Here is a 14,473-nt window from a genome sequence, read left to right on the forward strand (position 1 = left end):
TTATGTCTAATATTCTTACTGCCATTAAAGCGTCGGAAAAAGAACGACAAAACCATGCCAATGCCTCTGTTAGTCCAATTATTCATCCGATGAAGACGATTAAAGAGCAACACAAAGCGAAAAACTCTTGGTTGGTTCCTCTGCTTATTGCTGTTGTGCCCGCTACGTGTGTTGTCGGGTACAAGTTGTATGCCCAGCAAAGTCATACAGTGACGGCTTCGGTATCACCAGCATCTTCGAGTACCTCTCATGAGGAGATATCAACACTTTCAGAAGTGGCTGTGGTTACAAAGCCTAAAAACGCGCCTGTAAGAGTCAATAAGGATATAGAATTTCTATCTTATCCAGTTTTGACAACTGAGCCGCTACCGCAAGGTAATAGTGATTACTATGCACCTCCAGCGGAAGTCTCCGCGCCAGCAGAGCCTGCGATGTATGCGGGTAATTATGGTGAAAGTGCTACGACAGATTATGACTCTCACTCATCAGAGCCAGTTAAAACAGCACCACAAGATCCATATCAGTTAGATAATTTGGATTTTTCTGGGGTTGATCCTAAATTAGCACAGCAGTTGAAATCGGCTATTGCTGCTACAGATGGCCAGACTTTTAGTGATAAAGAGCTTGATAGAACTGGGGATGAACAAGTCAAGATCGCCAAGCATAAGGCTATTCCTATTGCTGATTTGCCCGTTACTGTTCAAAACAAACTCCCTTCAATGAATTTTCAGCAGCATATTTATTCTTCTAAGCCACAAAATCGCTGGGTCAAAGTTAATGGCCAAGAACGGCATGAAGGGGATACGATCGCATCGGGTGTTGTGTTGAAGAAGATTGAGCAACGAGATGTTATCTTAGGTTTTGATGGTTATGATATTGCAATGCCTTCGTTATCAGAATGGTAGTGATAACACTTGAATTGAAGTAAAGAAAAGCTCATTCTGGTAACAAACAAAAAAGGCCGCAGTTCAGATTGCGGCCTTTCAATTTATTTAATGTTTGTCTATTGGTTTATGCCCAGCCGTTATGACGCTTACGGCGGCGTGGGATAATATGAGGTAACACTAAACCAAGTAGTAAACCAACGCCTGCAACCATACCGCCATACATGAACCAACGCATTAGTAGGTCATCTTTTTGCGTATCAATTTTAGCTCGTAGTTCGCGGATTTCTGTTTGTGCTGTCGACAGTTGCTCATTGAGTTTACTGTTGCGATCTTCAAGCTCTGTGATCTGTTGGTTACGTTGATCTAACGTAGTTTTCATTCCAGCATTACGGCTATCGTTTGAAGTGATAGATTCTGCCAGTTTTGTTTTAACTTCTGCTAACTCTTGCTCAAGAGCTGGAACGCGCTCTTTTAAGCCCATTTGAGTTGAGATAAAGTCGCTGTTTACCCAACCTGTACGGCCTTTGTCATCTTTAACACGGCTAAAGCCTGAGCTCTTATTGGTATCGAGTAATACCACTTTTGAACCTGCATCAATACTGCCCATAATACGGTATTGATTACTTGGGCCTGTATGCATATAAGTAAACAGGTTATCTGAGATATAACGGGTCGCTTCTGCTTGTGCTGATGTGGTAACAACAGCGCAAACAAATAGCAGTAAACTAATTAGATGCTTCACAATCTGAATCCTTGAGGGGGAGCCTTCATTCTGGGGTGACATACTAAGAAGTTTGCGGGGCAGGTGCAAGTTAGGGATTGGTAAAACTGGTCAAAGAATCGCAAAAAAAAAGGGAGGCAAAGCCTCCCTTCAACAAAATCTTTCGCTATTAGCCGAATACAGCTCGCATAACGTAGTAGAACACAACAGCAAGCAGAGCGCCTGCTGGCAGTGTTACAACCCATGATGCAACGATATTACGCACAACACCAAGGTTAAGTGCTGCAATACCACGAGCAAAGCCTACACCTAATACTGCGCCAACAAGTGTTTGCGTAGTTGAAATAGGTAAACCTGTACCGGATGCAAGAACAACAGTAGACGCAGTTGCTAGCTGAGCTGCAAAACCACGACTAGGTGTTAGTTCGGTAATGCCAGTACCTACGGTAGCCATTACTTTGTGACCTAGAGTTGCTAGACCCACAACGATACCAATGCCGCCTAGAGGAAGAATCCACCATGCAATTTCAGCTTTATCAGCAATTTGGCCGCCATGTTGAACCGTTGATACGATTGCAGACAGAGGACCGATCGCATTTGCAACATCGTTAGAACCATGAGCAAATGCCATTGCACACGCTGTTACTACCATCAATACGCTAAATACACTTTCTACGCCAGCGTAGCCGTTAGAGCTCACTACGTTGTCGTTGTCTTTATATTTACGTTGAATGTAGAAGTAACCGAATACCATAACAAGCAGAGAAACGACTAGCGATGCTACCCAAGCTTCACCATTTGTTAGATGAAGACCTACGTGTTTCAGACCTTTCTTGATTGTTACCAGCGCAATGACCATCGCAGTGATAAACATATAAACAGGAACGAAACGCTTCGCATTGACTAGAGGCTTGTCAGTATCAAAAATCAGGCGTTGTGCACTGATAAAAATGAAATAGGCAAAAATACCTGCAATCAGTGGGGTGATTAACCAGCTACCCACGATACCTTGGATTGAGTGCCAATCCACTGCATCGGTACCTACAGACACACAAGCGAAACCGATGATAGCACCGATAATTGAGTGAGTAGTAGATACAGGCCAGCCCATATAAGAAGCAACCAACAGCCATGTACCTGCTGCAAGAAGAGCAGACATCATACCGTAAACAAGTATTTCTGGTTGGTGAGCATAGAGAGAAGTTTCGATCACACCCTTACGGATAGTATCGGTAACTTCACCACCTGCGAGGTAAGCACCTGCAAACTCAAAAATCATTGCAATGATGATAGCTTGCTTAACGGTAAGTGCTTTCGAACCTACAGAAGTACCCATAGCATTAGCAACGTCATTCGCGCCAATACCGATTGCCATTAAAAGACCAAAGATAGCCGCCACTCCGATAATCAGAGAGCCGTAGTTAGCCAGGATTTCCATTGTAAAACCTTGTTTTTGTTAAATTCTCGCTATTAAGATCGCGATAGCATGATTTCTAGTCGTGAGCCGACACGTTGTGCCTGATCAGCGATACCGCCAACCCACTCGAGAATTTTGTATAGGAACATGACATCCACCGGGCTGTGTTGGTCTTCGATGGACATAAGTTGTTGACGCAATTTAATCTGCATAGAATCGGTATCGTCTTCGATAACATCTAGCTGATTAATCATTTCAGCAACAAGCGTCACTTCCCTACCTTTGAATCCCGTTTCAAGCAGTTCGTCTAGCTCGTTAATAACACGACGAGCCTGATCCGCAGCGTCTAAACAACGGCGAACATAAGCAAGAAAGTCAGGATACATTATTTCAGGGATTTGTAGCTTACGGCCTAAGACTCGACCAGCGATATCTTTAGACAGGTTAGCTAACTTATCCTGTTGAGTTAACAGACCTAACATGTCAGTACGATCTACTGGCATAAATAGGCCACGAGGAAGTTTCAGACGGATCTCACGCTTCAACACATCCGCATCTTTTTCAAGCTGCGAGATTTGTTCACGTAAGGTCGTTGCCTGATCCCATTCTCCTGCATGACATGCTTCAAAGAATGGTACTAGCAAATCACAACATTCATTGACGCGAGTCACGTGACGTTGCAGTGGTTTTATCGGGGACTTTGCAAATAACCCCATAATTGTATTTACTGGCATAGCCGATCAACCTAAAGAGAGCCCAACAAGGCTATTTCTTGAGCGATGGTCATTGAGGCGCGCATGTTAACGTATATATGAGTATAGTGGAACTAATTTCGATCAAGGTTTTGTCGATATTTCGGGCTTGCCCTATGAAGAAATAGCAAATATCCTTGGTTTGCCACTGTTTATAGGTATAACTATGGAAACCGAGATAGAACTGAAGTTTTTTGTTTTTCCGGAGTTTTCAACTCAGCTATTAACCAAAATTTCTGAGATGAAAATTCTGCAACAAAGTAGCCGCTTATTAGGTAACGTTTACTTTGATACCCCTGATCAGCAATTGCGCCAACATGATATTGGTTTGCGCGTTCGTCGTTTTGATGATGTGTTTGTTCAGACGTTAAAAACTGCAGGAAGGGTTGTCGCAGGACTTCATCAACGTCCTGAGTACAATGTCGAAATTACAGGTCAAGAACCTGATTTATCCCTTCATCCTCAAGATGCTTGGCCTGAAGGATTAGATATAGCGGCACTACAGCAGCAATTATGCCCTCTGTTCTCTACCGACTTTGAACGTCAGCAATGGCTTGTCGCTATGGCTGATGGTAGTCAAATAGAGGTGGCTTTTGACCAAGGACAAGTGAGTGCTAATGGCAAAAGTGAGCCAATTTGTGAAGTTGAACTTGAACTAAAATCGGGCCAAACCGACGCTTTATTTACCTTAGCTCGTGAATTGTGTGCTCAAGGTGGAATGCGTTTAGGCAATCTAAGTAAAGCGGCTCGTGGTTATCGTTTAGCGACCGACTATACTGGCGACGAAGTTAAAGCCTTGGGTTTGGTTCCAGCTTCTAACAATGAGTCAGTAGAACAGGTTTTTGTTCGTTCTCTTGAACATGCATTAGAGCATTGGCTTTACCACGAACAAATCTATGTTGAGCGCCAAGAGCAGGCCGCATTAATTCAGATTACGCAAGCTATCAGTTTGTTACGCCAAATTTTAGTGGTGTTTGGTAGCATGATCCCTCGTCGGGCAAGTGCCTTGCTACGTCAAGAATTGCAGTGGCTGGAAGGGGAGTTAGACTGGGTTGAAGAAGCTGAAAATATTCAAGACTTGCTCTCTGAACGAGGCTACCAGTTAAAGAAACTTAATGCTCGCAAGCAGATAATGCAATTACTGGAAGCTCGTTACGATGAACTGCCTGAACGTGATGATATGTTACGTTTACTGCAATCTGGACGTTACTGTGGTCTATTATTGAATTTAAGTAGCTGGATCTTAAGCCACGCTTGGCAGCCATTTTTAGATGATAAATCGCGGGAAAAATTAGCAAGTTCAGCTAAAACGTTCTCCGATGGTTTCTTAACTCGCTCATGGCAAGAGTTACAAGATGTTTTTCCCTTAGAACGTCAATTATCTCGTTTAGATTATCTGGATCAGCAGCCACGTTTATTACGCAATCTAATGAGTGGGGTCTGTTTCGCTAACTTGTATGATGAAGAGCGTCGAAACAACTTCCGTCTACCTTGGTTAGATTTATTGCAAGGTGTTGAAGATCTTCGGGAGCTAGAACCTATTCGTCAGATTTGTCCTCAGTTTAGTGATGACGATCTGCAACAGATTGAAAAATGGTTAGAGCGCAAAGATGAATCGTTATTACACGCCATGGATCAGACCCGCCAGATGGGTATTGAGTTAACACCATACTGGCCGTAAATTCTGCTTGAAAGTGCCTCAGAGATTATCTGGGGCATTTTTTTTATCACTTTCTTCCTGCTCGGCCATACGTTTTTCAATTCGTTCCAGTCGTTGTAATAGCGCTTGTTGATTGGCCAGCATTTGGCGCCATTCTTGCCGATGCTCTTTTTCTTGTTGTTCTTTTTGATGCTGCGGGTCGGTAATAATGGAGCTAACTAAACCCGAAATCATACCAAATACACCCACACCACAAACAATCACCATAGTACCCAATACTTTACCTAACGTAGTTACTGGGTAGTGATCACCATAACCGACGGTTGAAATAGTCACAATTACCCACCATAAGGCGTCACTAGCAGAATGAATATTGGCATTCGGGTCTTTTGCTTCAATCAATAAAATGAAAGATGATCCTATCGTAATAAGTACCGTTAACAGTAAGCAGATGGTGGCAATGGTGGCTTCACGGCGATTTTCTTGTAACTGTTGCATGATGTGTTTACTGGAGCGGAGTAGGCGTACCACTCGAAACACTTGAACTAAACGAGCAAAACGGAAGGGCTCGATAACGGGTATACTCGCCATAAAATCAGGCCAGTGCCGTTTTAGATAATTTGTTTTCTCTTCACTGCGAATAAAGTCAGTTAACAATTGGCACCAAAACAGCAGACAAATGAAAGTATCAACGCCTAAAAAAATCAGGTAAACCGAGTCTTGTTTGGGAATAAACAACATACTGGTGACCAGAGCTAATGAGATCAAAGACAGAACAAAGGCCATCAAGCTCATGGGATGAAGATCATGTTGATGCTGTGGTCGGTATTTCATTGTAGGCCTTTCTTACTGAGCATGTGGGTCGGTCTTTACGATGCCTACTATGCCATATTTCTTTATCTGGCACTAAGTCACCGTTAACACTGTTATCTCTTTGCGTGTAAACACTGGTTGAGTGTTTTTTTTATTGCTAAGGTAGTGAGACTTATTTTGCGCTCAAGGATTGGTAACATGGCGTCGGTCTCTATCCCTTCAATGACTTATCTTGAACAAGCTTGTGATAAAGCTTGGCAAACAATGGCTCAATCTCACCCTAAAGCTCTACAGTTATGGTCTGAAATAGAACAGGAGCAATTACAAACGGTCGTGGGTTTAAGTGACTTCATTTTTCAATCCTTAAGCCGTAATGAAGGGTTGTTACATTGGGTTCATCAGCACAAAGATGACCAGAGTCGTAGTCAAGAGTATCGATCTCAGTTACAGCAACAACTGGCCCAAGCGCATAATGAGAATAATGTGATGAGAATTTTACGTCAGTTTCGTCGCCAAGAGATGGTGTGGATTGCTTGGCGTGATTTTACCCAGCAGACTCCTCTAGATGAGTGCCTTTCCCATTTATCTTTACTTGCCGAAGCCATGATTATGGAAGCGTATCAATGGTTATATCAGCAATGTTGCCAAGAGTGGGGAACTCCCGTTAATGAACATGGTGAACCACAACCTATGCTGATCCTAGGTATGGGCAAATTGGGTGGCGGTGAGCTTAATTTCTCATCCGATATTGATCTAATCTTCACTTACCCTGAAAACGGGGAAACCCAAGGCGCTCGCCGAAGTATTGCTAATGCCCAGTTTTTTACTCGATTAGGCCAACGTCTGATTAAAGCGTTAGATCAGGTTACATTTGATGGTTTCTGTTACCGAGTTGATATGCGGTTGCGCCCTTTTGGTGAGAGTGGCCCTTTGGTAATGAGTTATGCCGCTTTAGAAGATTATTACCAAGAGCAAGGGCGAGATTGGGAACGCTATGCCATGATCAAAGCGCGAGTTATGGGTAAAGAGCGCTTTGAACAGTATCAAACGTTACGACAAATGCTGCGTCCTTTTGTGTTTCGTCGCTATATCGATTTTAGTGCGGTGCAATCTTTGCGTCGAATGAAAGCAATGATTGGTAGTGAGGTTCGACGCCGAGGGTTGACCAACAATATTAAGTTAGGTGCAGGAGGGATTCGAGAAGTTGAGTTTATCGCCCAATCTTTCCAACTTATTCGAGGTGGACGAGAACCGAGTTTACGTGGTCGAGGCTTATTGGAAACACTTGCTGCGATTGAAGAACTTCATCTATTAGATAGTGAGGATTCACTTACCTTAAAAAATGGCTATGTTTTTTTACGTCGACTCGAAAATTTATTACAAGCAATTGATGATAAACAGACGCAAACCTTGCCAGATAAGCCGCTAGATCAAGAGCGATTGGCGTATGCGATGGGATATGAGTCATGGTCATTGTTGCAACAGGCTATCAGCGAACACATGGTTCGTATTCATCAAATCTTTGGTTTGCTCATTGGTGGTGAAGACGAACAAGAAACCGTAGATTGTGCTAGTGAATACCAAGAATTGTGGGCGATGGTGAAAAAGGAAGATGTTGTTCGAACCATCTTAACAGAACTTGAGGCTCCTGAGGTCGATTCCCAAACATCGATTTTATCGTCAATGAAGCAAGAGCTCTCTAAACGAACCTTAGGCCCAAGAGGTCGAGAGGTACTGGCTAAGCTGATGCCAATGGTACTTAGCCATATTGTTACTCGACCTGATGCGGCGTCCGTATTATCTCGTATTACTAAGCTTATTGTTCGCATAGCAACACGCACGACTTATCTTGAACTATTAAGTGAGCATCATGGCGCATTAGAGCAGCTGGTTCGCTTATGTTCTGCGAGTCCAATGGTGGCAGAACAGTTAGCTCAATATCCTATTTTGCTAGATGAATTACTCGATCCACAACATCTGTACCATCCCACTCCAATTGATGGATACCAAGATGAATTACGTGAGTATCTCGCCCGTATTCCAGAAGAGGATATGGAGCAGCAGATGGAAGCCATTCGTCAATTTAAGCAGACTCAGCTATTAAGGATTGCAGCGGCTGATATCGCTGGGGCACTGCCTGTTATGAAGGTTAGTGATCATCTGACGTATTTAGCTCAAGCGATTATTGGTGCTGTGGTTAATCAAGCTTGGTTCCAGATGAAAGAAAAGTATGGTGAGCCAACCCATTTACTGGAACGTGAAGGGCGAGGATTTGCGGTGGTAGCTTACGGTAAACTTGGCGGTATTGAGCTCGGTTATGGTTCGGATCTGGATCTGGTTTTTCTCCATGACTGTCCGAGTAATGTATACACCAATGGCAAGAAAGAGATCGATGGCCGTCAATTTTATCTTCGATTAGCGCAACGTATTATTCATCTGTTTTCAACTCGTACCGCATCTGGCGTGTTGTATGAGGTCGATATGAGACTGCGACCATCAGGGGCTTCTGGGTTATTGGTTAGTACCATTGATGCTTTTGCGCAATACCAGCAGCAAGAGGCGTGGACATGGGAGCATCAAGCATTAGTGCGAGCTCGAATGGTCTATGGGGACCCAGCGTTGCAGCAAGAATTTACTGCGATTCGGCAGCAGGTTTTAGCTCAAGAGCGAGATAAAGTAACCCTTCGTCACCAAGTGGTAGAAATGAGATTGAAGATGCGAGCTCATTTAGGCCATAAACAACCGGGTAAGTTTGGTTTAAAGCAAGATATCGGTGGTATTACGGATATCGAGTTTTTAGCTCAATATTTGGTATTAGCGTATGCCAGTGAATATAAAGCGATTACGCGATGGTCTGATAATGTTCGTATTTTCGATATCCTGAGTCAATGTGATGTGATCTCTTATCCTCAAGGGCAACAACTGACTCAAGCTTATTGTGAAATGCGAGATGCTATTCATCGTCTGAGCTTGCAAGAACAATCGGCTTATTGTGAGCCAACATTATTTGCCGAGCAGCGCCAATGGGTTGAGCAAGCTTGGTCGCAATGGCTTGGCATTGAAATTGATACTGACTCTGTGGTTTTTAAGTAAAGTAAAAAGCGAAATTAACAGACGGTTAGTGAAAGAAAAAAAGGCTTTATGTTAGTATTTAGCTGTAATCATCATTGTGGAGAAAACCATGAAATTGACGCTTCCTAATTACGAACAAGCTAATGTAGTAGTATTAGGCGATATTATGCTTGATCGTTATTGGTATGGACCTACGGGGCGTATTTCACCTGAAGCACCGGTTCCTATTGTAAAAGTGGACCAAATTGAAGATCGTCCTGGCGGTGCCGCTAACGTTGCGATGAATATTGCTGCTTTAGGTGGTCAGGTTAATCTGATCGGTTTTACTGGTGCTGATGAGTCTGCACAGTTTTTAACGCAGAAACTGACTTCTCTTAACGTTGAATGCCAGTTTGCAGAAGTTGCTTCTCACCCAACGATTACTAAGTTGCGAGTCATGAGTCGTGGTCAACAATTACTGCGTTTAGATTTTGAAGAGAGCTTTCACGGTGTTGAGCCAACGGCGTTACTAACCCATTTAGATCATGCGCTAGCGCAAGGCGTGAAAACGGTTATTTTCTCTGATTATGCGAAAGGTGCACTAGAGCATGTTCAGACTATGATTCAACGCGCTCGCCAGGCTGGTGTTGCAGTGTTGGTAGATCCTAAAGGGACGGATTTTGAACGTTATCGTGGTGCGACACTATTAACACCAAATTTATCTGAATTTGAAGCGGTAGTGGGTAAAACACAAAGTGATGATGAGTTGGTCACTAAAGGCCTTGAGTTGATTGAACGATTTGAGCTAGAAGCTCTGTTAGTGACTCGTTCTGAACATGGCATGACACTGTTGCAGAAGGGGCAAGAGCCACTGCACATGCCGACGCAAGCTCAAGAAGTTTATGATGTGACAGGCGCGGGTGATACCGTTATTTCTGTGCTGGCAGCCTCTCTATCAGCGGGTAAATCGTTGGCTGATTCTTGTAAATTAGCCAATGCTGCCGCTGGTGTTGTTGTTGGTAAACTTGGCACATCAACGTTATCTACGATTGAGCTAACCAATGCTATTCACGGCAGCCAAGACAGTGGATTTGGTGTAGTAACAGAAAGCCAATTAAAAGCGGCTGTTGCTGCGGCTCGCGCTCGTGGTGAAAAAGTAGTGATGACCAATGGCTGCTTTGATATTTTGCACGCAGGCCATGTAGCTTACTTGAATGAAGCGGCAAAACTGGGTGATCGCTTAATCGTTGCGGTGAATTCAGATGCGTCAGTACAAGCGTTAAAAGGCCCTGGACGCCCTGTGAATCCAGAAGATCGTCGTATGGCAGTACTCGCAGGTCTAGGTGCCGTTGATTGGGTTGTTCCTTTTAGTGAAGAGACTCCTCAGCGATTAATCAGTGAAGTTCTTCCAACGTTACTAGTTAAAGGTGGCGACTATAAGCCTGAAGAAATAGCAGGCGGAAAAGAAGTGATTGCCGCTGGTGGCGAAGTGAAAGTCTTGAACTTTGAAGATGGTTGCTCAACCACGGAAATCATTAATGCCATTCGTGGTGGTCGAGGTTAAGCTACAATAGCTTAAGTTGCGATAAGTCACACTGATATGGAATACAAAAATGCCACTTCAATGAAAGTGGCATTTTTATTTCTAGCGTATTAATCAGCGTCTAAGTTAAACGATATTATTTTTTCGCTACCGCTTTTAAGCCTTGGTTAATATCTAGGATATCTTGCTCGCTTAGTGTACCAACAGCTTGTTTTAGCTGAAGTTGGCTCAGAATATAGTTATAACGAGCATCGGCTAATTGACTGTTAGCATTGTACAAACTCTGGGTTGAGTTCAGTACGTCAACAATGGTACGAGTACCAACATCAAAGCCCGCTTCTGTTGCTTCTAATGCTGATTTTGCCGATACCACAGATTGTTGGTAAGCACGCAAGGAAGCAATTGATGAGTTGATGTTGTTGTAATAAGCACGAACATCTTTTACTACGCTACGGTATTGTTGCTCTAGTTGCTCACTGGCAGAAACATAAGCAAACTGTGCTTGTTTTACTTCAGATGTTGTACGACCACCGGTATAAACAGGTAGGTTCATTGTTACACCTGCAGTTAAAGAGCCGTCATCGTTACCCATTCGTGTTTGATCGTAGCTATAGCCAGTATCAAACGATAGGGTTGGTAGATGACCGGATTCTGCTAGTGAAATCTTATTGCGAGCCACATCTTGAGCAATGCGGTAAGTTAGCAAGGTCAAGTTTTCTGTTTCTGCGCCTTTCACCAAGTCATTCACTGGCTTACCAGGATTACTTGCTGAGAACGACTTAGTATCAAGAATATCAAGGTTCTTGTGCGCTTGGCCTGTGATTTCACGAAGCTCTTCGTAACTGTTTGTTAGCGCATTTTCTTTCAAGATTTCGCTTGCTAATACGCTGTCGTATTGAGCTTGAGCGTCATATACGTCAGTAATTGCAGATAGACCAACATCAAAACGCTGTTTCATCTGCTCAAGTTGACGACCTACGGCTGCTTTTTCAGCTCGTACAAATGTCAGATCATCTTGTGCTTTAAGAACATCAAAGTATGCTTTTGATACTCGCATGATCAGAGCTTGTTGCGCTGCAGCGTAAGCCGCATCACTTTGACGAGCCTGTTGCTCTGAAATGTCTAGGTTCACCCAGCTAGAACGGTTATAGATAGATTGACTTAGCTGTAAGCCGGTATTGAAACCGTGGTTATCTACCGCTGGAGTATCGGCATCCATAAAGTTACCTTTATAGCCTGCAGATAAATTGATTTGTGGTAGAAGTGAACTGCGAGCTGAATTGATCGCTTCAAAAGCAGCATCTTTATCGGCTGCCGCTTTCAGTAGTTGCGGATCATTTTGTTTCGCTTGTTGATAAATTTCGGCTAGGTTATCAGCCAATGCTGACTGGCTTAAACCGCCAAACGCAACGCTAATAAAAAGCGGAAGCAATTTTTTCATGGATGCCTTTCCTGGTCCTGCTGATAAACAAAAAATCGTGGGCAAGATATCAGTGTACACAACAAAACCTTGCTGGAAACTGATCCTTACCTTTATTTACGTTAATTATAACGAATAATATTAAGCGCTATCTTATCCTAAAACAGGTTTTTCAACGATGTTTTATTCAGCGTTACTCTATTTTAATTCTTTACGCTTAAAAAAAGACTTAAAAATATACGTAATAATTATTAAAAAAGTTGAATTTGATCATTGCTGAGCGTCCTAATGAATGAAATGATAGTACGAATATAGATTTATTGAAGAACAATGTTGGTGATTTTTATGCGCCATTTTCAATAAAGACAGCGAGTTAAGGATGATTGCAATGTGCGACTCAATGAAAAAACAATCGGATATTCATCTTTTTGGCCATAATGATGTAGAGGTATTAAATTCTGATACGCTCTATCAAGGCTTTTTTAAAATGGTGAAGTATCGCTTTCGTCATCGCTTATTTGCTGGTGGTTGGAGCCTGCCTATCGAGCGAGAAATGTTTGAGCGAGGCCATGCAGCAGCACTGCTTCCTTATGATCCAAAAACGGATCAAGTGGTTTTGATTGAACAGTTTCGTGTAGGAGCCATGGCTGCTGGGTGTCAACCATGGCAACTAGAGATAGTGGCGGGTATTATCGAGTCTAATGAGAGTCCTGAAGATGTCGTTGTCCGAGAAGCGGTGGAAGAAGCTGGCGTTGATGTTAGCGACTTAAGAAAAGTCACTCGCTACTTATCAAGCTCTGGTGGCTGTTCTGAAATGTTGGATATTTTTGTGGGTACGGTGGATAGTCAAACAGCAAGTGGTCTTCATGGATTAGAAGAAGAAGGCGAAGATATCCGAGTGCATGTTGTGAGCCGAAATCAAGCCTATCAATGGGTAGAATCGGGTAAAATTGAGAATGCCGCATCCATTATTGCGTTACAATGGCTACAGTTGAATTATCAGCAATTACAGTTATTGAAATAAAAGCAGACAGAAGGTCAAAGGGGACCGATTGAAGACAAAATATACGGTAGATTTAGCTCAATTAATGCGGCTTTATGAAACCAATTATGCGAAGTTGCTGCCATTATTACCGAAAAATGATGCGGTAGGTGATGAAACCGTATATATGGTACAAGAGCATGAATACCGCTTGAAAATTCTAGAATCGACTCGATATACCACGCTTATCACGTTAGAAAGGGTTGATGAGGGAGCTCTAATAGCAGATTATTTGATTACTCAGATGGTGATCAGGCTCTATCATGATGCTCGAGTCGCAGAAGTGTGTTCAGCACAGCAGATTTCCCGTTTCAAGCCAAGGTATGATTACCCCAATTTACGCATGTTACAACAAGATGAAAAACATCAAGTAAATCGTTTCTTGCATGATTGGTTAAGCCTCTGCTTAAGATTTGGCCTAAGAAAACAATCGGTATATTAAATTTATAATTTTAAGAAAACAGGGTTTTAGACGTTTTGTTGACCTATTCGCTACCACCTAGACAATCAGATAGTGTGGTTCTTCTTCAAATTACAGATACGCATCTTTTTGCTAACGATGCGGGGAGTCTGCTAGGCGTTGCAACCAAGGACAGTTTTCATGCCGTCTTGGCGGCAATTGATCATCAAGCACGCCCGTTTGATGCTATTATTGCAACGGGAGATATCTCCCAAGATCACAGCACAGAATCTTATCAGCATTTTGCCCAAGGTATCGCACGCTGGCAGCAACCTTGTTTTTGGTTGCCTGGGAATCACGATTATCAACCAAGCATGAAAGCGGTACTGCCTTCTCCTCAAATTAAACCTTGTGAGCAGGTCTTATTAGGTGAACATTGGCAAATGATTCTACTTGATAGTCAGGTGCCCGGTGTACCTCATGGTGAGTTGCGAGCTGAGCAATTGGAGATGTTAGACAGAGCATTAGCCGCTCACTCCGAACGCCATGCTTTAGTATTGTTGCATCATCATCCTCTAGCTGCTGGTAGCGCATGGCTTGATCAACATCAATTGCATAATGCAGATGATTTCTGGCAAGTGTGTTTATCCCAATTTAAAATGTCCTTTTTCTTTCCCAGATTAAAATGTCTCTTTTTAAAGTAGCTCATCTTGCTCAGAAACTGGTTATAGAGTAGGGAAGTCACGGCTTTTTTCTGGTACTGGGTT

At 42.9% G+C, this 14,473-nt stretch carries 11 protein-coding genes and 1 pseudogene; 7 read left to right on the forward strand and 5 right to left on the reverse strand.

Annotation, left to right across the window (positions count from 1 at the left end):
- Positions 1 to 2 precede the first annotated feature (2 nt).
- On the forward strand, positions 3 to 905 hold the full coding sequence (locus CTN07_RS16190; protein ID WP_005301396.1) for a general secretion pathway protein GspB: 903 nt from the start codon (positions 3 to 5) through the stop codon (positions 903 to 905).
- A 106-nt stretch (positions 906 to 1,011) separates the two neighbouring features.
- On the opposite strand, the gene CTN07_RS16195 is transcribed toward CTN07_RS16190, so the two are convergent.
- From CTN07_RS16195 to CTN07_RS16205, 3 genes are all read right to left on the reverse strand, one after another.
- A complete protein-coding gene (locus tag CTN07_RS16195) occupies positions 1,012 to 1,629 on the reverse strand; it encodes a TIGR04211 family SH3 domain-containing protein (RefSeq protein WP_036764446.1) in 618 nt (205 codons plus the stop codon).
- 148 nt (positions 1,630 to 1,777) lie between these two features.
- Positions 1,778 to 3,046 carry an inorganic phosphate transporter gene (locus CTN07_RS16200; RefSeq protein WP_005301394.1) on the reverse strand — a complete coding sequence of 423 codons (1,269 nt, stop codon included), beginning with the start codon at positions 3,044 to 3,046 and terminating at the stop codon, positions 1,778 to 1,780.
- Between the two features lie 32 nt (positions 3,047 to 3,078).
- The gene (locus tag CTN07_RS16205) at positions 3,079 to 3,759 is read right to left on the reverse strand and encodes a TIGR00153 family protein (protein ID WP_036764444.1); all 681 of its coding nucleotides are present in this window, start codon (positions 3,757 to 3,759) and stop codon (positions 3,079 to 3,081) included.
- A 184-nt stretch (positions 3,760 to 3,943) separates the two neighbouring features.
- Here CTN07_RS16205 and CTN07_RS16210 point away from each other — a divergent pair, with 184 nt between their 5' ends.
- The gene (locus CTN07_RS16210) at positions 3,944 to 5,458 is read left to right on the forward strand and encodes a CYTH and CHAD domain-containing protein (protein ID WP_005301392.1); all 1,515 of its coding nucleotides are present in this window, start codon (positions 3,944 to 3,946) and stop codon (positions 5,456 to 5,458) included.
- An 18-nt stretch (positions 5,459 to 5,476) separates the two neighbouring features.
- On the opposite strand, the gene CTN07_RS16215 is transcribed toward CTN07_RS16210, so the two are convergent.
- On the reverse strand, positions 5,477 to 6,271 hold the full coding sequence (locus tag CTN07_RS16215; RefSeq protein WP_005301391.1) for an ion transporter: 795 nt from the start codon (positions 6,269 to 6,271) through the stop codon (positions 5,477 to 5,479).
- Between the two features lie 177 nt (positions 6,272 to 6,448).
- On the opposite strand from CTN07_RS16215, the gene glnE reads away from it, so the two are divergent.
- Both glnE and hldE read left to right on the forward strand, forming a co-directional pair.
- On the forward strand, positions 6,449 to 9,343 hold the full coding sequence (gene glnE, locus CTN07_RS16220; RefSeq protein ID WP_005301390.1) for a bifunctional [glutamate--ammonia ligase]-adenylyl-L-tyrosine phosphorylase/[glutamate--ammonia-ligase] adenylyltransferase: 2,895 nt from the start codon (positions 6,449 to 6,451) through the stop codon (positions 9,341 to 9,343).
- Between the two features lie 88 nt (positions 9,344 to 9,431).
- Entirely contained in the window at positions 9,432 to 10,865 is a 1,434-nt protein-coding gene (hldE, locus tag CTN07_RS16225) for a bifunctional D-glycero-beta-D-manno-heptose-7-phosphate kinase/D-glycero-beta-D-manno-heptose 1-phosphate adenylyltransferase HldE (protein ID WP_005301389.1), read from the forward strand.
- A gap of 115 nt (positions 10,866 to 10,980) precedes the next feature.
- Here the strand turns inward: hldE and tolC are convergent, their stop codons facing one another.
- Positions 10,981 to 12,285 carry an outer membrane channel protein TolC gene (gene tolC / locus CTN07_RS16230; protein ID WP_005301388.1) on the reverse strand — a complete coding sequence of 435 codons (1,305 nt, stop codon included), beginning with the start codon at positions 12,283 to 12,285 and terminating at the stop codon, positions 10,981 to 10,983.
- Between the two features lie 379 nt (positions 12,286 to 12,664).
- Here tolC and nudF point away from each other — a divergent pair, with 379 nt between their 5' ends.
- The 3 genes and pseudogenes from nudF to cpdA form a co-directional block, all read left to right on the forward strand.
- Positions 12,665 to 13,288 (forward strand): ADP-ribose diphosphatase, encoded by a 624-nt coding sequence (gene nudF / locus CTN07_RS16235; RefSeq protein ID WP_232282465.1) that lies wholly within the window; start codon positions 12,665 to 12,667, stop codon positions 13,286 to 13,288.
- 28 nt (positions 13,289 to 13,316) lie between these two features.
- On the forward strand, positions 13,317 to 13,748 hold the full coding sequence (locus tag CTN07_RS16240; RefSeq protein WP_075985113.1) for a DUF1249 family protein: 432 nt from the start codon (positions 13,317 to 13,319) through the stop codon (positions 13,746 to 13,748).
- 35 nt (positions 13,749 to 13,783) lie between these two features.
- A pseudogene (gene cpdA, locus CTN07_RS16245) lies at positions 13,784 to 14,347 on the forward strand (3',5'-cyclic-AMP phosphodiesterase); the annotation flags it as partial.
- Between the last annotated feature and the right edge of the window lie 126 nt (positions 14,348 to 14,473).

The sequence above is a fragment of the Photobacterium damselae genome, assembly GCF_003026815.1.
GTDB classification, from domain to species: domain Bacteria; phylum Pseudomonadota; class Gammaproteobacteria; order Enterobacterales; family Vibrionaceae; genus Photobacterium; species Photobacterium damselae.

What these genes read in the sequence shown, in the direction of transcription:
- CTN07_RS16205 (WP_036764444.1), bottom strand. Translation starts at nt 3,759, where the DNA reads ATGCCAGTAAATACAATTATGGGGTTATTTGCAAAGTCCCCGATAAAA.
- CTN07_RS16215 (WP_005301391.1), bottom strand. Translation starts at nt 6,271, where the DNA reads ATGAAATACCGACCACAGCATCAACATGATCTTCATCCCATGAGCTTG.
- glnE (WP_005301390.1), top strand. Translation starts at nt 6,449, where the DNA reads ATGGCGTCGGTCTCTATCCCTTCAATGACTTATCTTGAACAAGCTTGT.
- tolC (WP_005301388.1), bottom strand. Translation starts at nt 12,285, where the DNA reads ATGAAAAAATTGCTTCCGCTTTTTATTAGCGTTGCGTTTGGCGGTTTA.
- nudF (WP_232282465.1), top strand. Translation starts at nt 12,665, where the DNA reads ATGAAAAAACAATCGGATATTCATCTTTTTGGCCATAATGATGTAGAG.
- CTN07_RS16190 (WP_005301396.1), top strand. Translation starts at nt 3, where the DNA reads ATGTCTAATATTCTTACTGCCATTAAAGCGTCGGAAAAAGAACGACAA.
- hldE (WP_005301389.1), top strand. Translation starts at nt 9,432, where the DNA reads ATGAAATTGACGCTTCCTAATTACGAACAAGCTAATGTAGTAGTATTA.
- CTN07_RS16200 (WP_005301394.1), bottom strand. Translation starts at nt 3,046, where the DNA reads ATGGAAATCCTGGCTAACTACGGCTCTCTGATTATCGGAGTGGCGGCT.
- CTN07_RS16210 (WP_005301392.1), top strand. Translation starts at nt 3,944, where the DNA reads ATGGAAACCGAGATAGAACTGAAGTTTTTTGTTTTTCCGGAGTTTTCA.